This is a genomic window from Micromonospora endolithica (assembly GCF_003626595.1).
Classification (GTDB): Bacteria; Actinomycetota; Actinomycetes; order Mycobacteriales; family Micromonosporaceae; genus Micromonospora; species Micromonospora endolithica.
Genome location: NZ_RBAK01000007.1, coordinates 327,148 through 348,356 on the forward strand (window position 1 = coordinate 327,148; position 21,209 = coordinate 348,356).

Here is a 21,209-nt window from a genome sequence, read left to right on the forward strand (position 1 = left end):
TTTAATACACCAGGCGTTAACAAGGGGCCCTTCCTTACCCCCGGAGCTCGGCGAAGTGGCAGGCCGACGGGTGGGGGTCGGCGGCGCGGGGGACGAGCTGCGGGTCCTCGCGCGCGCAGACCTCCTGGGCCTTCCAGCACCGGGTACGGAAGTGGCATCCGCTCGGCGGGTCGGCCGGGCTCGGCACGTCGCCCACCAGGCGGATCATCGACCGGTCGTCGCGCAGCTCCGGGTCCGGCACCGGAGCGGCGGAAAGCAGAGCCTGGGTGTACGGGTGGGTCGCGCGCTCGTAGATCTCGTCCTCGGTGCCGATCTCGATGATCCGCCCGAGGTACATGACGGCCACCCGGTCGGCGATGTGCCGGACCACCGACAGGTCGTGGGCGATGAAGATGTAGGACAGGCCCAGCTCGTCCTGGAGTTCCTCCAGCAGGTTGATGACCTGCGCCTGGATGGACACGTCGAGGGCGGAGACCGGCTCGTCGCAGACGATGACCTCGGGCTTCAGGGCGAGCGCGCGGGCGATGCCGATGCGCTGCCGCTGGCCGCCGGAGAACTGGTGCGGGTACCGGTTGATGTGCTCGGGGTTGAGCCCGACCACGTCGAGAAGTTCCTGCACCCGTCGCTGCCGGCTGCCCTTGGGCGCCGCGTCCGGGTGGATCTCGAACGGCTCGCCGATGATGTCGCCGACGGTCATCCGCGGGTTCAACGACGTGTACGGGTCCTGGAGCACCATCTGCATGTTGCGCCGCAGCCGGCGCAGCTCCCCGCCGGACGCCTTGAACAGGTCCCGGCCCTCCAGCGTGGCCCGGCCGGAGGTGGGTGCCTCCAGGCGCATGAGCAGTCGGGCCAGGGTGGACTTGCCGCAGCCGGACTCGCCGACGATGCCGAGCGTCTCGCCCCGGCGCAGCTCGAAACTCACCCCGTCGACGGCCTTGACCGCGCCGATCTGCCGCTGGAACACCACACCCCGGCTGATCGGGAAGTGCTTGACCAGGTTCTCGACCTTGAGCACGGTCTCGCCGCGAACCTTGGCGGCGCTAGCGGGCGCTGTCATCACGGACCTCCTGCGCGAAGTGGCACGCGCTGGTTCGGCCGTCGCCGAGGACCAGGTCGTGCGGCACGACGTCCACGCAGACCTGCTGCGCGTACGGGCAACGGGGGTGGAACGGGCAACCGGACGGAATCCGCATCAGGTTCGGCGGCAGGCCCCGGATCGTCGACAGCTTCTGCCCGCGCTGGTCCATCCGGGGAATCGACTCCAACAACCCCTTGGTGTACGGGTGGGCCGGCGCCCGGTACAGCGAGCGGACGTCGGCGTGCTCGACGATGCGGCCCGCGTACATGACGGCGATCCGGTCCGCGACGCCGGCGACCACGCCGAGGTCGTGGGTGATCAGGATCATCGCCATGTCGAGGTCGCGGCGCAGGTCGGCCAGCAGGTCCATGATCTGGGCCTGCACGGTGACGTCCAGCGCGGTGGTCGGCTCGTCGGCGATGAGCACCTTCGGGTCCATCGCCAGCGCCATCGCGATCATGACGCGTTGCCGCATGCCGCCGGAGAACTGGTGCGGGTAGTCGCCCAGTCGCTTCGCGGCGGCGGGGATCTTCACCAGGTCCATCAGCTCGACCGCCCGGCGGCGGGCGTCGCCCCGGGACATCCCGGCCCGTTGACGCAACGTCTCGCCGATCTGCCAGCCGACCGGGAACGTGGGGTTCAACGCGGACAGCGCGTCCTGGAAGATCATCGCGATCTCCTTGCCGCGCACCTGCCGGCGTTCCTCCTCCGACTGGCTGAGCAGGTCCCGGCCCCGGTAGCGGATCTCACCGGAGCGGATCACCGCGGGCGGGGTGTCCAGGATGCCCATGATCGCCTGGGCGGTCACCGACTTGCCGGAGCCGGACTCGCCCAGCACGGCGAGCGTCTCACCAGCGTCGAGGTGGTACGAGACACCATTGATGACCTTGGCGACGCCCTCGCCGGTGCGGAACTCGACGTGCAGGTCCCGAACCTCCAGCAGGTGGCCGCCCTCGGGCGTGGGCGACGCCGGGGTGGGTTGGACGACGGAGTGGGTCATGGCCGTACCTGCCTTTCGCTGGCGACCGCGGGGCTCGTGGCAACCATTCGGCTCACCGCAGCTTCGGGTCGAACGCGTCCCGGATCGCGTCGCCGAGCATGATGAACGCCAGCACGGTGAGCGCGAGGAAGGTCGACGGCACGAGCAGCGGGATGGCCGACTCACGCATGTGCACCCGTCCGGTGTCGATGTCCTGGCCCCAGGAGATGGTCGGGTCCTTCAGACCGATGCCGAGGAAGGACAGCGTCGCCTCGGCGGCGATGAACGAGCCGAGCGCGATGGTCAGCACCACGACGGCCGGCGCGAGGGCGTTCGGCAGGATGTGCCGCCACATGATCCGCCCGTTGCCGGCGCCGAGCATCCGGGCCGCCGCCACGTAGTCCTGCTCCTTCGCGGTGATCACCGAGGAACGGACCACCCGGGCGGCGGTCGTCCAGCCGAGCACCGCCAGCACGAAGATGATCGCCGCGATGCGGACCGTGGAGCTGTCACTGCTGACCCGCTTGAGCAGCACGATGGCGGCGAGCAGCAGCGGGATGCCGAGCACCACGTCGATCACCCGGGAGAGCACCGCGTCGACCCAGCGGCCGAAGAAGCCGGCCAGCATGCCGACGACCAACGCGATCACCCCGGTGAGCAGGGCCGACAGCGCGCCGACCAGCAACGAGGCGCGGGTGCCGTACACCGCCCTGGCGTACGTGTCGCAGCCCTGGAAGTCGTACCCGAAGATCGCCCCGGCGGACGGCCCGGCGTGCTGGCGGGCCAGCACGCAGTCGGCGGGGTCGTTGCTGGTGAACAGGCCCGGAACGGCGGCCATTCCGGTGAACAGCAGGACCAGGAGGAGACTGATCCAGAAGATGGGCTTGCGGCGCAGGTCCCGCCACGCGTCGCCGGCGAGGCTACGCGGTTTGCCGGCGAGGGTCGAGGTGCCGCCGACCTGGTTCGGGGCCCCGGGCTCACCGGAGGGGCCGCGCCGGGCGGCCTGGTTCTCGCTGGCCGCCACCGTCTCGAAATCACTCATGCCGGCACCTCGCTGCGCTCGGTGCCGACACGATCGGCCGCGCCCGCTGCGTTGACGATTCGCTCGCTTCGCTCACTCATAGCGGATCCTCGGGTCGAGTACGGCGTACAGGACGTCCACCACCAGGTTGGAGACGAGGTAGACCACGACGAGCACACTGACGATGCCCACCACCAGCGGGCCGTCCTCGGTGCGGATGCCGCGGAAGAGGTTGAAGCCGACACCGGGGATGTTGAACACGCCCTCGGTGATGATCGCGCCGCTCATCAGGTTGCCCAGTTCGACGCCGAGGAAGGTGACCACCGGAATGAGCGAGTTGCGCAGCACGTGCACCCCGACGATGCGGCGTTTGACCAGGCCCTTGGAGCGAGCGGTGCGCACGTAGTCGGCGCGCAGGTTCTCCGCCACCGAGGTCCGGGTCAGCCGCAGTGCGGTGGCCAGCGACAGCGAGCCGAGCACGATGCCGGGCAGCAGCAGGGCGTAGAAGTCCGGGTCGGAACCGGCGGTGGGCGGGAAGACCTGCCACCGTACGCCGAGGAAGTACTGCGCCAGCGGGGCGAGCACGATGGTCGGGATGCCGAGCACCAGGAGCGTCAGGACCAGCGTCGAGTTGTCGAAGATGCTGGCCCGACGGATGCCGGCCAGCACGCCGGCGGTGACGCCGAAGAGCACGGCGACGGTCATCGCGATCAGGGCCAGCTTGACCGTGACCGGCCACGCGGCGGCGAGGATGTCGCCGATCTGCCGGCCGGTGAGTGACTCGCCGAGGTCGCCCTGGACCAGGTTCTTGATGTAGTCGAAGTACCGGTAGAAGAAGCCGCCGACGCCGGTCTGGTCCAGGTGGAACTTCTCGGTGAGGTATGCCCGCTGTGCCTCGGTCACCGGGCGCTCACCGGCGAGCGCCTGGATCGGGTCGCCCTGGCCGGCGAACATCAGCGCGTAGACGATCAGCGTGGTCCCGAAGAAGGCGAGGACCATCTGGAGCAGACGCCGCAGAATGAAGCGGAACATACTTGGCAGTCTTCCTGAAAAGGGGCGAAGAGGAAGGCGGGTCGGGCCACCGTCCGCCGATGGCCCGACCCGTCGTGCCGTGTTACTTGACGGCCTCGATCTTCACCAGGTCGATCCGGTCGAAGAGATCCATCTCCACGTTCGTGACCTTGGTCGAGTGACCGAAGTTGTTCTGGCCGAACCGGAGCGGGATCACCGGCATGTCCTCGGCCAGAAGGTCCTCGGCCTGCTGGTACTTCTTGATCGCCTCTTCCTCGTTCGGGGCGGCCGAGCCCTCGGCGAGGAGCTTGTCGAACTCCGGGTTGCTGTAGCCGTAGTAGTTCGACGAGCCGTTGGTGCTGTACAGCGGGCCCAGGTAGTTCTCCATGGACGGGTAGTCCATGACCCAGCCCATCCGGAACAGGCCGACCGGCTGCTTGGCCTTGAGCTTGGTCAGCAGATCCGCGAACTTCGGCTCGGCGCTGCCCACGCAGTTCACGCCCAGGTTGGCCTTGAGCTGGTTGCAGGTCGCGTCGACCCAGTCCTTGTGGCCACCGTCGCCGTTGTAGGAGATCTGGATCTCACTCGGGCCGCCGGCCGCCTGGTACAGGGACTTGGCCTTGCCGGCGTCGAACTGGCCGGCCTCGCCGATGGTGTTCTCGCGGTAGCCCGCGACGACCGGCGAGACGAACGCGCGAGCCGGCGTCTGCGAGTCCTTGAAGACCGCCGTGGTGATCTCGTCACGGTCGATCGCCATCGAGATCGCCTTGCGCACGTCCGGGTTGCTGAACTCCTTCTGGTACGTCGGGAAGGAGAGGAACTGGAACGTCGAGGCGGGGCTCTGCTTGAACCGGTCGCCCAGGTCCGTCTCGGCGGTCGACAGGTTCTCGGTCGGGATCGTCTTGATCACGTCGAGGTTGTCCGACAGCACGTCCGCGTACGCGGCGGTCTGCTGCTGGTAGATCCGGAACACGACACCGGCCACCTTCGGCTTCTCGCCGGGGAAGGCGTCGTACCTCTCCACCTCGACCTTGGCGTCGTGCTGCCAGGTGCCCTTCATCTTGAACGGGCCCTGACCGATCGGCGCCTGCTCGTAGCCCTCGGCCAGCACGCCGGGCGCGGAGAACGCGGCCTTCGGCATGGGGTAGAAGGCGGTGTAGCCGAGCATGGTCTTGAACTCGGTGTACGGCTCGGACAGCGTCACGGTGAAGGTCAGGTCGTCGACCTTCTCCAGACCGGTCAGCGTCTTCGCCTTCGGGGTCTCACCCTGGAGGTCCTCGTACCCGGCGATCTTCTCGAAGAAGTAGCTGGAGTTCTGACCGTTCGGGGCGTACGCGCCGTAGTTCCACGCGTCGATGTAGTTGTCGGCGACGACCTTCTCGCCGTTGTGGAAGGTGTAGCCGTCCTTCAGCTTGATCGTCCAGACCTTGTTGTCCGACGACGTCACCGACTCGGCCGCCACCTCGAACGCCTTGTTGGCGTCGTCGTAGTCGACCAGCGGGCTGAACAGGGCACTGAGCACCTGCGAGCCACTCGTCTCGTTGGTGTTGGTCGGCACCAGGTGCTGCGGCTCGGCGATCTCGATCCGCACGGCCGCGTTGGGGTCGCTTTCGCCGGATCCGCTGCCGCCGCCCGAGCCGCAGGCCACCAGGCCCAGGGTCACCGCGAGCGGGAGAGCGGTCCAGGCAGCAAGCCTACGAACTCGCATTGAGTCTCCTCATCTCCTCACGCTGCGCAGTCAGGCCCGGCGTTGGGTGACGCTGCGCAACGTTTGGCAACGGTAGGTCGCGGACCGGCGGTCGGCAACGATGACGTTGCGAAGCGGTAACGGAGTGGGCCGACCGGTCTTGTCGCGGCGTCGTACGCCTGCTAGGCATCGGGCCCTTGGGCGGCCCCGATTCCCGATCGGACCGGGCGTGGACGGTGCGGGAGGGGCCGGTTGGGCTTCGCTGCGCGGTGCGGTGGCGCCTGCGAGGTTCGCTCCGGCCGTCGGCGAAACGCCGGTTCGGCCAGTGAAGAGCTGCACAGAAAACTACCCTGAGTGACTAACGACACTTCACTTACCGTTACCTAAAGGCGTGGGTCGTGGACCTGGCAACCCGCTCCCCAGGTCGTCGCCGTCGCCCGGTGCCGGACATGAGACGATCTGGACGTGACGGCGACGCTTCTGGACGGCAAGGCGACCGCGGCCGAGATCAAGGACGAGCTGCGGACCCGGGTGAAGGCACTGGCGGAACGCGGGATCACCCCGGGACTGGGCACCGTGCTGGTCGGCGCCGACCCCGGCTCGCAGGCGTACGTCAACGGCAAGCACCGCGACTGTGCCGAGGTCGGCATCGCCTCGATCCGGCGCGAACTGCCCGCCGACGCCACCCAGGAACAGGTCGACGCGGTCCTGGCCGAGCTGAACGCCGACCCGGCCTGCCACGGCTACATCGTCCAGCTGCCGCTGCCCGGCCACCTGGACACCCAGCGGGTGCTGGAGCTGATCGACCCGGACAAGGACGCCGACGGGCTGCACCCGGTCAACCTGGGCCGGCTCGTGCTCGGCTACCCGGGCCCGCTGCCCTGCACCCCGCGGGGCATCATCGAGCTGCTCCGCCGCCACGAGGTACCGCTGCGCGGCGCCAACGTCGCGGTCGTCGGCCGGGGCAACACGGTGGGCCGCCCGCTGGGCCTGCTGCTGACCCGGCGCAGCGAGAACGCCACCGTGACCCTCTGCCACACCGGCACCCTCGACCTCGCCTCGCACACCCGCGCCGCCGACATCGTGATCGTGGCCGCCGGCGTACCCGGGCTGCTCACCGCCGACATGGTCAACCCGGGCGCGGTGGTCGTCGACGTCGGCATCACGCGGGTGATCGGCCCGGACGGCAAGGGCCGCTACACCGGTGACGTGGACCCGGGCGTCACCGAGGTCGCCGGCGCGCTGGTCCCGATGCCCGGCGGCGTGGGCCCGATGACCCGCGCCATGCTCCTGACCAACGTCGTAGAACGCGCCGAGCGCTGAGGTGTAAGGAAGGGCCCCTTCTTAACGCCTCGGGTAGAGGAAGGGCCCCTTCTTAACGCCCACGAGTGCGGTTCGCGTCCGACCCGGTCATAACTGTCCGCCCCTGGCCGGATCGGTGCCAGGATGGCTGATACGGTCCGGAAAACCGACTGGTATCAGGGAGTGGGACGACCATGGGTAAGAAGGTCACTGTCGTCGGGGCCGGTTTCTACGGCTCCACCACCGCACAGCGCCTGGCCGAGTACGACGTCTTCGACACCGTTGTGATCACCGACATCGTGGAGGGCAAGCCCGCCGGTCTCGCCCTGGACCTCAACCAGTCCCGCGCGATCGAGGGCTTCGAGACCAAGGTCGTCGGCGTCACCACCGGCCCGAACGGCGAGGGGTACGAGGCCATCGAGGGCTCGGACGTCGTCGTCATCACCGCCGGTCTGCCCCGCAAGCCGGGCATGAGCCGGATGGACCTGCTGGAGACCAACGCCAAGATCGTGCGCCAGGTCGCCGAGAACGTCGCGAAGTACGCCCCGAACGCCGTCGTGATCGTCGTGTCCAACCCGCTGGACGAGATGACCGCGCTGGCCCAGCTCGCCACCCAGTTCCCCAAGAACCGGGTGCTCGGCCAGGCCGGCATGCTGGACACCGCGCGGTTCAGCAACTTCGTCGCCGAGGCGCTGAACGTACCGGTGAAGTCGGTGCGGACCCTGACCCTCGGCTCACACGGCGACACGATGGTCCCGGTGCCCTCGCAGAGCACGGTCAACGGCAAGCCGCTGCGTGACGCGATGCCGGCCGCGCAGATCGAGGAACTGGTCGTCAAGACCCGCAATGGTGGCGCCGAGGTCGTCGCGCTGCTCAAGACCGGGTCGGCGTACTACGCCCCGTCGGCCGCCGCCGCCCGGATGGCCAAGGCCGTGGCCGAGGACTCCGGCGACGTCATGCCGGTCTGCGCCTGGGTCGACGGTGAGTACGGCATCTCCGGCGTCTACCTCGGCGTGGAGGCCCAGATCGGCGCCGAAGGTGTCAAGCGGGTCGTCGAGACCGACCTGGACGCCGACGAACTGGCCAGCCTGAAGGAGGCCGCCGAGGCCGTCCGCGCCAAGCAGGCCGACGTCGCCAGCATGTGACGCTTCAGCACCACCCCGAAGGGCCCGCCGGCAACAGCCGGCGGGCCCTTCGCCGCTCCCACCCGCCGTCCCCCGGGACTGGACCCCGTGGCTGGTCTCCGTGGTCGCGTCGATCAAGAAGTTCGCGTCACCCCGCCCGCGATTCCTGACGCAAGCTCCTTGGTCAACAACAAGGCGGAGCGGGGGTCGGGGCCCGCCCGCCGCGCCGGCGTGAGCCGAGGCGGCGCAAGTTCGGGGAAAGTGCTGCATCAGGAGCGACGGAAGCAGCACCTTCCCCGAACTTGCGCCGATCCAGGGGCGGGGCGGCGGGCGGGCAGCGGACGTACGGCTGGGGGTGAGGGTTGTCTCGCCGTCGAGTTCCGCAGGAGGGGCGCCGGTGACCGGTGGCAGCCGTGGCGTGCGGAAACGCCTCGGAGTGAGGCGGTAAGAAGGGGCTCTCCCCGCCGGTGCGGGCGGTCACCGTGATAGACCCGAGGGTGCGGCTCGGTGGTATCGGCCGAGGATTGCAGGGAATCCTCTGCCGTGCAGCCGGGTTCGCCGGTCGGTCGAGGCCGGCTGGGGGCTGCCGGCCCATTTCCAGTACGCTCGTACTGCTTGAGCACGTGTCCCCCGAGAGGAGCGCCGGTCGATGGCGAAGATCAAGGTAAACAACCCGGTCGTGGAGCTCGACGGCGACGAGATGACCCGGATCATCTGGAAGCAGATCCGTGAGCAGTTGATCCTGCCCTACCTCGACGTCGACCTGCACTACTACGACCTTTCGATCCAGTACCGCGACGAGACCGACGACCAGGTCACCGTCGACGCCGCCAACGCCATCAAGGAGCACGGCGTCGGCGTCAAGTGCGCCACCATCACTCCGGACGAGGCCCGGGTCGAGGAGTTCGGCCTGAAGAAGATGTGGCGGTCGCCGAACGGCACCATCCGCAACATCCTCGGCGGCGTCGTCTTCCGCGAGCCGATCATCATGTCCAACGTCCCGCGGCTGGTGCCGGGCTGGACCAAGCCGATCATCATCGGCCGGCACGCCCACGGCGACCAGTACAAGGCCACCGACTTCGTGGTCCCCGGGCCGGGCAAGGTGACCGTCACCTACACCCCCGCCGACGGCGGCGCCCCGATGGAGATGGAGGTCGCCAACTTCACCGGCGGCGGCATCGCCATGGGCATGTACAACTTCGACGAGTCGATTCGGGACTTCGCCCGGGCCTCGTTCCGGTACGGCCTGGACCGCAACTACCCGGTCTACCTGTCGACCAAGAACACCATCCTCAAGGCGTACGACGGCCGCTTCAAGGACATCTTCGCCGAGGTGTTCGAGAACGAGTTCAAGGCCGAGTTCGACGCCGCCGGCATCACCTACGAGCACCGGCTGATCGACGACATGGTCGCCGCCGCGCTCAAGTGGGAGGGTGGCTACGTCTGGGCCTGCAAGAACTACGACGGCGACGTGCAGTCCGACACCGTCGCGCAGGGCTTCGGCTCGCTCGGCCTGATGACCTCGGTCCTGCTCTCCCCGGACGGCCGCACCGTCGAGGCCGAGGCCGCGCACGGCACGGTCACCCGGCACTACCGGCAGTACCAGAAGGGCGAGAAGACCTCGACCAACCCGATCGCGTCGATCTACGCCTGGACCCGGGGCCTGGCCCACCGGGGCAAGCTGGACGGCACCCCGGCGGTCACCGAGTTCGCCAACACCCTGGAGCAGGTCATCGTCGACACCGTCGAGGGCGGCCAGATGACCAAGGACCTCGCGCTGCTCATCTCGCGCGACGCCCCGTGGCTGACCACCGACGAGTTCATGAACGCGCTCGACGAGAACCTGGCCCGCCGGCTCGCCGGCTGAGCCATCGCCGCCGCCCACGAGGGCGACGTCTCCGGAGCCCGCCGGCACCCGCCGGCGGGCTCCCGCGCGTACCGGCGTGGGTTCTGCCGTCGCGGGCCTGACGGTCCGGGCGGACCCGGCGGCGTGTCGGGCGGAACACGCGGTACGGCGTCACCGCTCTCGGCGCGCCTCGTTGACCTGGGTGGACGAGATGCCAGTCGCGTCCAGGAAGGTTGACTCGGGTCGCCCCGCGAGCCGCGTGCCGATCGGCCAGCCTTCCCGGCTGTCGTGCACAGCCAGCCGTCCCTTCCCTGCGGGGGGCCCTGTCCCGGGCCCCCCGCGCCCTGTTCACCCACCCGGTCCCGCGCCGCCGTGCCGGCGCGCACCGGGAGGTGGTGTTAAAAGGGGGCCCTTCCTCTACCGGAGGCGTTAGGAAGGGGCCCTTCCTTTCACGCGGCGCGGAGGAGTTCGGCGGCGCGCTCGGGGGCTACGTCGTTGATGAAGACGCCCATCCCCGACTCGGAGCCGGCCAGGTACTTCAGCTTGTCCTTCGCCCGGCGGATGCTGAACAGTTGAAGGTGCAGGTGCCCCAGCTCACGGTCGATCCGCAGCGGGGCCTGGTGCCAGGCCGAGATGTACGGCATCGGCAGGTCGAACAGCCCGTCGAAGCGGCGCAGCAGGTCCAGGTAGAGCGGGCCGAACGCGTCCCGCTCGGCGTCGTCCAGCGCGGGGATGTCCGGTACCGGCCGGTGCGGCGCGATGTGCACCTCGAAGGGCCAGCGGGCGGCGGCCGGGACGTACGCCGTCCAGTGCTCGTTGGCGGCGACCACGCGCTCGCCGGCGGCGCGTTCGGCGGCGAGGACGTCCGCGTAGAGGTTGCGACCGCCGGTGCGTTCGGCGTGCCGGCGTGCCGCGGTCAGCAGCGACCGGGTGCGCGGGGTGACGAAGGGGTACGCGTAGATCTGCCCGTGCGGGTGGTGCAGGGTCACGCCGATCTCGACGCCCCGGTTCTCGAAGCAGAAGACCTGCTCGACACCGGGCAGCTCGGCCAGGGCGAGGGTCCGGTCGGCGAGCGCGTCCAGCACGGTGCGGACCCGGTGCGGCGGCAGGCTGCCGAAGGACGCGTGGTGGTCGTCGGTGAAGCAGACCACCTCGCACCGCCCCTGACCGGGCCGGACCGGTGTGAACGGGGTGATCTCGGCGGGTTCCTCGGCGATCCGCCCGCTGAACGACGGGAAGCGGTTCTCGAAGACGACCACGTCGTAGTCGGGTGCCGGGATCTCGCTGAGCCGGTCACCCCGCGAGGGGCAGAGCGGGCACTGGTCGGCCGGGGGGAGGAAGATCCGGGTCTGCCGGTGCACGGCGACCGCCACCCACTCGTCGGTCAGCGGGTCGTACCGCAGTTGCGACGCCGGCGGGGGCGGTGGCAGGTCACGGCGGTCGCGCTGGTCGCGGACCGCGTCGTCGCGCTCGTCGAAATAGATCAGTTCGCGGCCGTCGGCCAGGTCGATCGCGGTGCGCTTCACTCCGCCACCCCTTCGTTCGTCGGCGTGGCCCGTCCCGCGCCCGTACCGGTCACGATCATCAGTTCGCCCACCTGCTCGTCGAGTACCCGCCGGGCGGCGGCGGACAACCGGTCGTCGGTGACCAGGACGTGGGCGGCGGCGAGTTCGACGATGGAGGAGATGCCGACGGTGCCCCACTTCGTGTGGTCGGCCAGCACGACCAGCCGATCCGCGGCGTCCACCAAGGCCCGGTCGGTCTCCGCCTCCATCAGGTTCGGTGTGGTGAACCCGGCCCGCTCGGTGATCCCGTGCACGCCGAGGAAGAGCAGGTCCAGGTGCAGCGACCGGATCGCGCCCACGGCCAGCGGGCCGACCAGGGCGTCCGAGGGCGTACGGACGCCGCCGGTCAGCACGACCGTCTGGTCCGGCCGGCCGGCGGAGTGCAGGATCTCGGCGACCGGCAGGGAGTTGGTCACCACGGTCAGGCCGGGCACGTCCACCAGCCGGCGGGCCAGCTCGGCGGTGGTGGTGCCGGCGGAGAGGGCGATCGCGGCGCCGGGCCGGACCAGCTCGGCGGCGCGGCCGGCGATGGCCGCCTTCTCGGCGAGCTGGCGGACGGATTTCGCCCGGAAGCCCGGTTCGTCGGTCGAGCCCGGCCCGGCCGTCGTCGCGCCGCCGTGCACCTTGGCGAGCAGTCCCCGCTCGTGCAGCACGTCCAGGTCTCGCCGGATGGTCATGTCGGACACGCCGAACTCGGTGGCCAGCTCGGTCACGCGTACGCCACCGGTGGCCCGGACCCGGTCCAGGATGGCGGCCTGCCGTTGCTGCGCGAGCACCCGGTGCACCTCCGCCTCTTGCCACGCACTCTCACGCGGTCGAACGTGTTCCAACAGATATGAACACTAGCGCGCGTGCGAGAGCGGCGAAAGGCGAGGGGGCGGCCTCAGACGGTCGGCAGTCGGGGCTCCACCCAACCGGTCTCGGTCAGGTGGTGCAGCACCGCCTGCACCGCCTCGTCCACCGGCAGGTCGGTGGTGTCGAGCACCAGGTCGGCGTCGGTCGGCTCCTCGTAGGGATCGTCGATGCCGGTCATCCCGGTGAGCAGGCCGGCGCGGGCCCGCGCGTAGAGGCCCTTGCGGTCCCGCTGCTCGCAGACCTCCAACGGGGTCGCGACGTGCACCAGCAGGAAACCCGCCCCGGCGGCCAGCGCCATCTCCCGGGCGGTCGCCCGGGCCTGGGCGTACGGGGCGATCGGGCAGCAGATCGCCACCCCCCGGTGCCGGGCGATCTCGGCGCCCACCCACCCGATCCGCCGTACGTTCAGGTCCCGGTCGGCCTTGCTGAACCCCAGCCCGGCGGAGAGTTCCCGGCGCACCACGTCGCCGTCGAGCAACGTCACCGAACGCTCGCCCTGTTCCCGCAGGACGTCGGCGAGCCCCCGGGCGACGGTCGACTTGCCGGAGCCGGAGAGACCGGTGAAGAAGACGACCAGGCCCCGGTACCGCCGGGGCGGCCGGGCCCGGACCAGTTCCTTCGCCACCGCCGGCGGCGTGTGCCACTCGGGGAGCGGGAATCCACGATCCAACAGGTCGTCGATCTCCGCCTGGCTCAGCGCCAACCGCCGGTTGCGGGGCGGAATGTCCTCCCGCCAGCGCCACTGCCCGTCCCGGCTGTCGTACGCCAGTTCCCGGGGCACCAGCACCCGCAGCCCGGCGCCGGAGAGCATGTCGCCGGTGGAGAGCAGGTGGGTGACGCCGTACGCGGCGGACACCCGTGCCCGCAGCAGCGCGTCGCTGATCTCCTCCCGGCGGCGGGACAGCGGCACGGCCACGATGGTGGCCGGCGGCATCCGGTCCCGCGCGGCGAAGACGCTGCGGACCAGGGACTCCGGCGGCATCCCGCCGCCCCCGTCCTCACCGATCGGGATCAGCACCAGCAGATGGGCCGCCAGGGTACGGGCGGCGTGCGCGATCTGCGCGAGTTGCGGCCGGTGCAGCGGCCGGTCGGCGATCACGCCGAGCACCCGGCCGGGCGGCAGCAGCCCGCGGATCTCCTCGGGGGTACGGCGCAGCCGCTGGAACGGGCCGTGACCCCCGTCGCCCAGCCGGCGCACCGGCCCGCCGAGCCCGGCCACCCCGTCCCGGACCGGCCACGCGTCGGTGACCTCGAGCGCGGCCACCGGCGCGCCCTCGGCGTCGGTGAGCACCAGCGCGCGGCGCGCCGCGTCCTGCGGATCGAGGCTCTGGGCCAGTGCCGTCGGCACCTGGAGGGTCACCGGAACCGGCCACGGCGCGCCGTCGGCGAGCCGGCCCCGCCGGCTCACCGAGACCAGGTCGGCGCGCGTCATGAAGCCGGCCAGCGGGGCGTACGCCCCGGTCAGCAACAACTCCAGGTCGGCCAGTTCACCCGGGCGCGGCACGTACGCCGGCGCGTCCCGAAGCACCTCGTCGGGCAGCACCCACCCGTTGCTCATCTGACCCCCCACACCCGCCGACCGGCACACAGTTTCTCAGCCCACCGGGCGATCGGTCGAGTGCCACTCCACCCGGGCGGGGCGCGGTCCGGTGACGGGCACCCCGGACGCCGGGCCAGGGCCGGTCGGACGGCCGTCGGCCAGGGTCAGTCGACGGGGTCCAGCGGGGCGGCCCCGAAGGACACCGCGAACCGCTTGCACCAGATCGAGACGCTGGTCAGGTCGGTCAGGTCCACGTCCGGCGGGATGGCGTACGTCTGGTCGCCCCGGTTGCCCTTGAGCCGGCCCAGCTCCACCCACCGCCCGTCGTCGAAGACGCGCCAACCCGCCGTGCCGGGGCGTACCGGCTGGTCGGTCAGCCAGACCCGCAGGTCCGGTCCGTTGGACGTGTCCAGCCCGACCAGTTCCAGGCGGTGCCGCCCGTCCGGGGTGCGGACGATCCGGGCACCGCCGGAGGTGGCGTGCTCGTGGGTGACGAACCTGCCGTCGCGCACCAGGACCGGCCCGGCGGCGGCCCGGTCGGCCGTACTCCCGGCCGTCGGCCTGCGTACCGCCGCGGTGGGGTCCGGACCGGGCGGCGGACCCGTCGGGGCCGGCGCGGCGGTGACCACGGCGGACAGCTCCTCGTCCACCTCGGTGTCGGTGACCAGCTTCCACGGCTGGAACCACCAGAGCCCCAGGGCACCGCCGAGGACGAGGACCGCGACGGCGGCCCGGACCAGGGGAGCGCGGAGCAGTCGGACGATCATGGGACCAGTCTGCCGTCCGAGCCCGCCCGGCGGGATTACCGAAGCCTTACACCCCTAGTGGAGTTATCAGGGGCGAGCCTGATGGGCCGGGATGCGGGTGTTCCCTAGGCTGGGTCGCGTGACACTCATCGCGACCGAGTCGCTGACCAAGACGTACGGGGGTGGGGTCACCGCGCTGGCCGACCTGACCGTCGCGGTCGAGCCCGGGATCATCGGTCTGGTCGGCGCGAACGGCGCCGGCAAGTCCACGCTGATCAAGATCCTCCTCGGCCTCCTCGAACCGACCACCGGGCAGGTGCGGGTCCTCGACCTCGATCCGACGACCCAGTCCGACCAGGTGCGCGCCCGGGTCGGCTACATGCCGGAGCACGACGCGCTCCCGCCCGACCTGACCGCCGCCGAGCTGGTCACCCACCTGGGGCGGATGAGCGGCCTGCCGCGCACCGTCGCCCGGGAGCGGGCCTCCGAGGCGCTGCGGCACGTCGGGCTCTACGAGGAGCGGTACCGCCCGGTCGGCGGCTACTCCACCGGCATGAAGCAGCGGGTCAAGCTCGCCCAGGCGCTGGTGCACGACCCGGACCTGCTGCTGCTCGACGAGCCGACCAACGGTCTCGACCCGGCCGGCCGGGACGCCATGCTCGCCCTGGTGCACCGGATCGGCACCGAGTTCGGCATCTCCGTGCTGGTCTGCTCGCACCTGCTCGGCGAGGTGGAGCGGATCTGCGACACGCTCGTCGCGATCGACGGCGGGCGGCTGCTGCGCGCCGACCGCATCTCGGCGATGACCTCGGCGACCGACATCCTGGCCGTCGAGGTCAGCGAGGGCATCGAGGAGCTGGCCGCGCGGCTCGTCGCGCTGCGGCTGCCGGTCCGTCGGGACGGCCGCCTGCTGCTGGTCGAACTGGCCGACGACACCACCTACGACACGATCCTCGGCGCGGTGGCCGAGCTGGACCTGCCGCTGCACCGGCTGGACCAGCGCCGGCACCGGGTGGCCGAGCTCTTCGCCACGAGGGAGCCCAGCCATGCCTGAACCCACCGGCGTCATCCACGACATCGGCTACCAGCGCTACACCGGCCCCCGGCTGGGTCGCCGGCACGTCTTCGGCGCGCTCTACCTGCACGGCCTGCGCACCGTCTTCGGCCTGGGCCGCAGCGCCAAGGCGAAGATCTTCCCCTGGCTGGTGCTCGGCATCGTCACCCTGGTCGCGGCCGGCGTCACCGCCGTGCGCAGCCAGATCGGCGAGGTCGTCATGTCGTACGCCCAGTTCGCCGACGCGATGAGCTGGCTGGTCATCTTCTTCGTCGCGGTCGCCGCGCCGGAGCTGGTCAGCCGGGACCTGCAGAGCGGGGTGCTGCCGCTCTACTTCTCCCGCCCGCTGCCCCGCGCCGACTACCCGCTGGCCAAGCTGCTGGCCCTGGGCACCGCGCTGTGGCTGCTGCTGGGCGGCCCGCAGCTGGTGATGTTCCTCGGCGCCGCGTTCACCACCAAGCAGGGCATGCGCGGCGTGTGGAACGAACTGCTGGACCTGCTGCCCGGTCTGCTCTACGCCGGTCTCTGGGCGGTCGTCTTCGCCTCGATCGGGCTGCTGGTGGCGTCCCTCACCGGCAAGCGCGCCTTCGCCGCGGGTGGGATCGTCGCGGTGTTCCTGATGACCGCGCCGGTCGTCGGCACGCTGTCGATCATGCCGTCCCAGACGGTCAACGAACTGGCCTTCCTCGCCTCCCCGTCGACGCTGGTCAGCGGGGTCGGCACCTGGGCGCTCGGTGACCTGCTGGAGCCGGCCGACCAGGGCGGAGGGTTGCCGATCGGTGACTTCGGCCCGGTCTACGCGCTCGCCGCCGTCGCGCTGGTCACCACGTGCGTCGCCCTGCTGCTCCTGCGATACCGGAAGGTGGCCGCCCGATGACCGCGACCAGCACCGACCCGACGCCCGCCGCCGTGCGCGCCACCACCAGCACCCTGGACCTGGCCGGCGTCTCCCGCTGGTACGGCAACGTGGTCGCGGTCAACGACGTGAGCATGAGCCTCGGCGCGGGCGTCACCGGCCTGCTCGGCCCGAACGGCGCCGGCAAGACCACGCTGCTGCACATGATGGCCGGCTTCCTCGCCCCGTCACGCGGGGCGGTCACCCTGGACGGCCAGCCCACCTGGCGTAACCCGGACGTCTACCGGCACCTCGGCCTGGTCAGCGAGCGGGAGGCGGTGCACACCTTCCTCACCGCGCACGAGTTCGTGGTGGCCAGCGCCAAGCTGCACCGGCTGCCGGACCCGGAGGAGGCGGCCCGACGGGCGATCGCCCTGGTCGAGCTGGAAGGGGCGCAGGAACGCCGGATCGGCACCTACTCCAAGGGCATGCGGCAACGGGCCCGGGTCGCCGCCGCGCTCGTGCACGACCCGCAGGTGCTGCTGCTCGACGAGCCGTTCAACGGCATGGACCCGCGCCAGCGGCTGCACATGATGGACCTGCTGCACCGGCTCGGCGGCGCCGGGCGGACCATCCTGTTCAGCTCGCACATCCTGGAGGAGGTCGAGCAGGTCTCCGGCACCGTGCAGGTGATGGTCGCCGGCCGGCTGGCCGCCTCCGGCGACTTCCGCACCATCCGGCGGCTGATGACCAACCGGCCGCACGTGTTCGCCGTACGCTCCACCGACGACCGGGCCCTGGCGGTCGCCCTGATGGCCGAGTCCTCGGTGAGCGGCGTGGAACTCGGCCGCGCCGGGCTGACCGTGCGGGCCGGCGACTACGGCGCCTTCACCCGTGCCCTGCCGAAGATCGCCCTCGCCCGGGGCATCCGGGTGCAGCAGCTGGTGCCCGAGGACGAGTCCCTGGAGAGCGTCTTCTCCTACCTGGTGGAGGCCTGATGTCTACCGTTACCTGGATCACCGCACGCGGCCTGTTCGGGCGTCGCCGGTTCCTGCTGCTGCTTCCCCTGCCCCTGCTGATGGTGCTGCTCTCGGTGATCTGTCGGGCGTTCGGGGTGGACCCCGGTGAGTGGGGTCCGGCGGTGCTGGTCGGTCTCGGCCTGGCCGTGGTGCTGCCGGTCGTCGCGCTGATCGTCGGCACCGGCGTCCTCGGCGCCGAGATCGACGACGGCACCGTCGTGCACATCCTGACCAAGCCGCTGCCGCGCTGGCAGATCGTGCTGCCGAAGCTGGGCGTCGCGGCCGGGGTCACCGCGGCCACCGTCGCCGTGCCGCTCTACGTCGGGGGCGTGCTCGCCGACTCGGTACGCCTCGGGCTGGCGCTCGCCGCCGCGGCGGCGGTCGGGGCGCTGGCGTACTCGGCGCTGTTCCTGGCGCTCAGCCTGGTCACCCGGCGGCCGGTGCTGCTCGGCCTGGTCTACGTGCTGATCTGGGAGGGGCTGCTGGGCAACTTCGTCAGCGGCACCAAGGTGCTGTCCATCCAGCAGTACGTGATCGCCCTGGCCGACCGGCTGGCACCGACCGAACTGCTGTCCACCACCGTGTCGGTTCCGGTCGCCACGGTGATGACGGCCCTGATCGCGGTCGGCTTCACCGTGCTGGCCGTCGACCGCCTCCGCAGCTTCTCGGTGGCCGGCGAAACCAGCTGAGGTGTAAGGAAGGGCCCCTTCTTAACGTCTCCGGTAGAGGAAGGGCCCCTTCTTAACGCGAGCCACCAGAGCGCCGGCCGGAAGCGTCAGGCCGGGCAGGGGCGCGGTCGTTAAGAAGGGGCCCCTCCTATGCACCAGGCGTTAAGAAGGGGCCCTTCCTTACTCAGAAGGCGCAGGCGATCACCAGCTCGGGGGTGCGGTCGGGGAGGAGGTCGAGTTTGGCGATGCGGCCGGCCGCCCGGAGGTCGTCGGCGATCACCGTGAGCTGATCGAGAAGGGCGGCCGGACCGAGCGCCTCGGCGAGCGGCACCTCCGCCCTCATCGACAGCTTCCGCTCCGACTTGGCCCGGCGCACCTGGCTCAGCGCGTCACCGGCCAGCCGCAGCAACGCCGGGTCGCCCGGGGTCTGGATCGCCCGGTCCACCTCGTACGTGGTGGGCCAGGTGGCCCGGTGCACCGATCCGTAGCGCCACCAGGACCACACCTCCTCGGTCGCGTACGGCAGCACCGGGGCGAAGAGCCGCAACTGCACCGACAGCGCGGTGGCCAGCGCCGCCCGCGCCGAGTCCGCGCCCGGCCCGGTGCCGTAGGCGCGTTCCTTCACCAGCTCGATGTAGTCGTCGCAGAACCGCCAGAAGAAGGACTCGGTGGCCTGCAGGGCGGCGGTGTGGTCGTACCCGTTCAGGGCGGTGGTCGCCGCGGTGACCACGGTGGACAGTTCGGCGAGCATCGCGGTGTCCAGGGGAGTGGTCGCCGGGGCGCGCAGCGCGTCGGCGGCGCCCAGCCCGAGGGCGAACTTCGACGCGTTGAGCAGTTTCGTGGCGAGCCGCCGGCCGACCTTGATCTGCGCCGGGTCGAACGCCAGGTCCATGCCGGGCTTGCCGTTGGCCGCCCAGTACCGCACCGCGTCGGAGCCGTGCTGCTGCAGCAGGGCCATCGGGGTGACCACGTTGCCCTTGGACTTGGACATCTTCTTCCGGTCCGGGTCGAGGATCCAGCCGGAGAGCACCGCGTCCCGCCAGGGCAGCACGCCGTGTTCCAGGTGGGCGCGGACCACGGTGGCGAACAGCCAGGTCCGGATGATCTCCTGGCCCTGTGGGCGCAGGTCCATCGGGAAGACGCGGGCGAACAGGTCCGGGTCGGTCTCCCAGCCGCCGACGATCTGCGGCGTCAGCGACGACGTGGCCCACGTGTCCAGCACGTCCGGGTCGCCGACGAAACCCCCCGGCGTGCCGCGCTGGGATTCGGTGTAACCGGCGGGGGCGTCGCTGGACGGGTCGATCGGCAGCGATGCCTCGTCCGGTGTGAGAGGGTGGGCGTAGTCCGGCTCGCCAGCGTCGTCGAGCCGGTACCACACCGGCACCGGCACCCCGAAGAAGCGTTGCCGGCTGACCAGCCAGTCACCGGTCAACCCGCCGACCCAGTGGTCGTAGCGGTGTCTCATGTGCGCCGGCACCCAGCGCAGCTCGCCGCCCCGGGTGAGCAGCTCATTCCGCAACGTCGCGTCCCGCCCGCCGTTGCGCAGGTACCACTGCCGGGTCGAGACGATCTCCAGCGGTCGGTCGCCGCGCTCGTAGAACTTCACCGGGTGGGTCACCGGGCGCGGTTCGCCGACCAGGTCGCCCGCGTCGGCGAGCAGGTCCACCAGCGTCCGCCGGGCGCCGTTCACGGTCTGCCCGGCCAGCGCCGCGTAGGGCTGCGCGGGCACGCCGGCCGGCGGGTCCGGCAGCAGCCGGCCGTCGCGGCCGATCACCACGCGGGTGTCCAGGGCCAGATCCCGCCACCAGGTCACGTCGGTGAGGTCACCGAACGTGCAGACCATCGCGATGCCGGTGCCCTTGGCCGGGTCCGCCAGCGGGTGCGCGCGCACCGGCACCTCGACGGAGAAGACGGGCGTACGCACAGCCGCGCCCACCAGGTCCGCGTAGCGCTCGTCGTCGGGGTGGCAGACCAGCGCCACGCAGGCGGGCAGCAGCTCGGGTCGGGTGGTGTCGATGAGCACCTCGCGCCCGCCCGGCCCGGCGAACCGCAGCCGGTGGTAGGCGCCGGGCCGCTCCCGGTCCTCCAGCTCCGCCTGGGCGACGGCGGTGGCGAACCCGACGTCCCACAGGGTCGGCGCCTCCGCCTGGTACGCCTCGCCGCGGGCCAGATTGCGCAGGAACGCCCGCTGCGACGTGGCCCGGGCCACCCGGCCGATCGTGGTGTACGTCAGCGACCAGTCCACGGACAGCCCGAGCCGCCGCCACAGCGCCTCGAACACCTGCTCGTCGGCGACGGTCAGCCGCTCGCACAACTCGATGAAGTTACGTCGGGAGACCGGCGTCGGGTCCTTGCGGGCGGCGGCGTCCACCGGGGCGTCCGGCGCCCGCCAGTCCGGGTCGTACGGCAGCGCCGGGTCGCAGCGCACCCCGTACACGTTCTGCACCCGGCGTTCGGTCGGCAGGCCGTTGTCGTCCCAGCCCATCGGGTAGAACACGGTCCGCCCGCGCATCCGCTGGAACCGGGCCACCACGTCGGTGTGCGTGTACGAGAAGACGTGTCCCATGTGCAGCTCGCCGGATACGGTCGGCGGCGGCGTGTCGATCGCGTACACGTCCTGACGCTCCTTCGAGCGGTCGAACGCGTACGTGCCCTCCTCCTGCCAGCGGCGCGCCCAGGTCTCCTCGAGCCCGTCCAGGGTGGGACGCTCGGGGACGCCGGTGCGGGCCGTCCGTTCCGTATCGGTCATCCGTCGATCGTAGGCGCGCCACAGGTGCCCGGCCACGGCTTATGCGCCGGTCCAGCGCGGGCACGTGCTGGCCGGTGGTCGATCAGGATTCGAGAAGCACCGGGGTCCCGGCGTGGCTAGCGTGGCGAGC

At 71.0% G+C, this 21,209-nt stretch carries 17 protein-coding genes; 7 read left to right on the plus strand and 10 right to left on the minus strand.

Annotation, left to right across the window (positions count from 1 at the left end; translation table 11 throughout):
* Positions 1-34: 34 nt before the first annotated feature.
* The 5 genes from D7223_RS19665 to D7223_RS19685 all read right to left on the minus strand — a co-directional run bounded on the left by D7223_RS19665 (position 35) and on the right by D7223_RS19685 (position 5,797).
* Positions 35-1,057 (minus strand): ABC transporter ATP-binding protein, encoded by a 1,023-nt coding sequence (locus D7223_RS19665; RefSeq protein ID WP_120729858.1) that lies wholly within the window; start codon positions 1,055-1,057, stop codon positions 35-37.
* Positions 1,041-2,078: an ABC transporter ATP-binding protein gene (locus D7223_RS19670; protein WP_120729859.1), complete on the minus strand. Its 1,038-nt coding sequence runs from the start codon at positions 2,076-2,078 to the stop codon at positions 1,041-1,043. The genes D7223_RS19665 and D7223_RS19670 overlap by 17 nt, the downstream gene beginning before the upstream one ends.
* A gap of 52 nt (positions 2,079-2,130) precedes the next feature.
* Entirely contained in the window at positions 2,131-3,099 is a 969-nt protein-coding gene (locus D7223_RS19675) for an ABC transporter permease (RefSeq protein ID WP_120729860.1), read from the minus strand.
* Between the two features lie 72 nt (positions 3,100-3,171).
* Complete coding sequence (locus D7223_RS19680) at positions 3,172-4,110, minus strand: ABC transporter permease (protein WP_120729861.1); 939 nt, start codon at positions 4,108-4,110, stop codon at positions 3,172-3,174.
* A gap of 82 nt (positions 4,111-4,192) precedes the next feature.
* The gene (locus D7223_RS19685; protein WP_120729862.1) at positions 4,193-5,797 is read right to left on the minus strand and encodes a peptide ABC transporter substrate-binding protein; all 1,605 of its coding nucleotides are present in this window, start codon (positions 5,795-5,797) and stop codon (positions 4,193-4,195) included.
* A 444-nt stretch (positions 5,798-6,241) separates the two neighbouring features.
* Between D7223_RS19685 and D7223_RS19690 the strand changes: the two genes are divergently transcribed.
* The 3 genes from D7223_RS19690 to D7223_RS19700 all read left to right on the plus strand — a co-directional run bounded on the left by D7223_RS19690 (position 6,242) and on the right by D7223_RS19700 (position 10,069).
* Entirely contained in the window at positions 6,242-7,099 is an 858-nt protein-coding gene (locus D7223_RS19690; RefSeq protein ID WP_120729863.1) for a bifunctional methylenetetrahydrofolate dehydrogenase/methenyltetrahydrofolate cyclohydrolase, read from the plus strand.
* 173 nt (positions 7,100-7,272) lie between these two features.
* Positions 7,273-8,223, plus strand: a complete 951-nt coding sequence (locus D7223_RS19695; RefSeq protein WP_120729864.1) for a malate dehydrogenase — start codon at positions 7,273-7,275, stop codon at positions 8,221-8,223.
* 628 nt (positions 8,224-8,851) lie between these two features.
* Positions 8,852-10,069 carry an NADP-dependent isocitrate dehydrogenase gene (locus D7223_RS19700; protein ID WP_120729865.1) on the plus strand — a complete coding sequence of 406 codons (1,218 nt, stop codon included), beginning with the start codon at positions 8,852-8,854 and terminating at the stop codon, positions 10,067-10,069.
* A 428-nt stretch (positions 10,070-10,497) separates the two neighbouring features.
* Here the strand turns inward: D7223_RS19700 and galT are convergent, their stop codons facing one another.
* The 4 genes from galT to D7223_RS19720 form a co-directional block, all read right to left on the minus strand.
* On the minus strand, positions 10,498-11,574 hold the full coding sequence (galT, locus tag D7223_RS19705; RefSeq protein WP_120729866.1) for a galactose-1-phosphate uridylyltransferase: 1,077 nt from the start codon (positions 11,572-11,574) through the stop codon (positions 10,498-10,500).
* Complete coding sequence (locus tag D7223_RS19710; RefSeq protein WP_120729932.1) at positions 11,571-12,389, minus strand: DeoR/GlpR family DNA-binding transcription regulator; 819 nt, start codon at positions 12,387-12,389, stop codon at positions 11,571-11,573. Before D7223_RS19710 ends, galT begins: the two co-directional genes overlap by 4 nt.
* A gap of 107 nt (positions 12,390-12,496) precedes the next feature.
* Positions 12,497-14,026, minus strand: coding sequence for an adenylyl-sulfate kinase (gene cysC / locus D7223_RS19715; RefSeq protein WP_120729867.1), 1,530 nt, complete (start codon positions 14,024-14,026; stop codon positions 12,497-12,499).
* 146 nt (positions 14,027-14,172) lie between these two features.
* Positions 14,173-14,775, minus strand: coding sequence for a DM13 domain-containing protein (locus D7223_RS19720; RefSeq protein ID WP_120729868.1), 603 nt, complete (start codon positions 14,773-14,775; stop codon positions 14,173-14,175).
* Between the two features lie 118 nt (positions 14,776-14,893).
* On the opposite strand from D7223_RS19720, the gene D7223_RS19725 reads away from it, so the two are divergent.
* Genes D7223_RS19725 through D7223_RS19740 form a run of 4 tightly spaced genes read left to right on the plus strand, consistent with a single transcriptional unit; the run spans position 14,894 to position 18,351 of the window.
* Positions 14,894-15,808, plus strand: a complete 915-nt coding sequence (locus D7223_RS19725) for an ABC transporter ATP-binding protein (RefSeq protein WP_120729869.1) — start codon at positions 14,894-14,896, stop codon at positions 15,806-15,808.
* Positions 15,801-16,685, plus strand: coding sequence for an ABC transporter permease (locus D7223_RS19730; protein ID WP_120729870.1), 885 nt, complete (start codon positions 15,801-15,803; stop codon positions 16,683-16,685). The genes D7223_RS19725 and D7223_RS19730 overlap by 8 nt, the downstream gene beginning before the upstream one ends.
* Entirely contained in the window at positions 16,682-17,641 is a 960-nt protein-coding gene (locus tag D7223_RS19735) for an ABC transporter ATP-binding protein (RefSeq protein WP_120729871.1), read from the plus strand. The genes D7223_RS19730 and D7223_RS19735 overlap by 4 nt, the downstream gene beginning before the upstream one ends.
* The gene (locus D7223_RS19740) at positions 17,641-18,351 is read left to right on the plus strand and encodes an ABC transporter permease subunit (RefSeq protein WP_120729872.1); all 711 of its coding nucleotides are present in this window, start codon (positions 17,641-17,643) and stop codon (positions 18,349-18,351) included. The genes D7223_RS19735 and D7223_RS19740 overlap by 1 nt, the downstream gene beginning before the upstream one ends.
* 163 nt (positions 18,352-18,514) lie before the next feature.
* On the opposite strand, the gene valS is transcribed toward D7223_RS19740, so the two are convergent.
* Positions 18,515-21,079, minus strand: a complete 2,565-nt coding sequence (gene valS / locus D7223_RS19745; RefSeq protein WP_120729933.1) for a valine--tRNA ligase — start codon at positions 21,077-21,079, stop codon at positions 18,515-18,517.
* Positions 21,080-21,209: the final 130 nt, after the last annotated feature.

Excerpts from the sequence above, each read along its gene's own strand:
- D7223_RS19685 (WP_120729862.1), bottom strand. The coding sequence starts at position 5,797 with ATGCGAGTTCGTAGGCTTGCTGCCTGGACCGCTCTCCCGCTCGCGGTG.
- D7223_RS19735 (WP_120729871.1), top strand. The coding sequence starts at position 16,682 with ATGACCGCGACCAGCACCGACCCGACGCCCGCCGCCGTGCGCGCCACC.
- D7223_RS19740 (WP_120729872.1), top strand. The coding sequence starts at position 17,641 with ATGTCTACCGTTACCTGGATCACCGCACGCGGCCTGTTCGGGCGTCGC.
- D7223_RS19695 (WP_120729864.1), top strand. The coding sequence starts at position 7,273 with ATGGGTAAGAAGGTCACTGTCGTCGGGGCCGGTTTCTACGGCTCCACC.
- D7223_RS19700 (WP_120729865.1), top strand. The coding sequence starts at position 8,852 with ATGGCGAAGATCAAGGTAAACAACCCGGTCGTGGAGCTCGACGGCGAC.
- D7223_RS19665 (WP_120729858.1), bottom strand. The coding sequence starts at position 1,057 with ATGACAGCGCCCGCTAGCGCCGCCAAGGTTCGCGGCGAGACCGTGCTC.
- valS (WP_120729933.1), bottom strand. The coding sequence starts at position 21,079 with ATGACCGATACGGAACGGACGGCCCGCACCGGCGTCCCCGAGCGTCCC.
- D7223_RS19720 (WP_120729868.1), bottom strand. The coding sequence starts at position 14,775 with ATGATCGTCCGACTGCTCCGCGCTCCCCTGGTCCGGGCCGCCGTCGCG.
- cysC (WP_120729867.1), bottom strand. The coding sequence starts at position 14,026 with ATGAGCAACGGGTGGGTGCTGCCCGACGAGGTGCTTCGGGACGCGCCG.
- D7223_RS19670 (WP_120729859.1), bottom strand. The coding sequence starts at position 2,078 with ATGACCCACTCCGTCGTCCAACCCACCCCGGCGTCGCCCACGCCCGAG.
- D7223_RS19730 (WP_120729870.1), top strand. The coding sequence starts at position 15,801 with ATGCCTGAACCCACCGGCGTCATCCACGACATCGGCTACCAGCGCTAC.
- D7223_RS19675 (WP_120729860.1), bottom strand. The coding sequence starts at position 3,099 with ATGAGTGATTTCGAGACGGTGGCGGCCAGCGAGAACCAGGCCGCCCGG.
- D7223_RS19680 (WP_120729861.1), bottom strand. The coding sequence starts at position 4,110 with ATGTTCCGCTTCATTCTGCGGCGTCTGCTCCAGATGGTCCTCGCCTTC.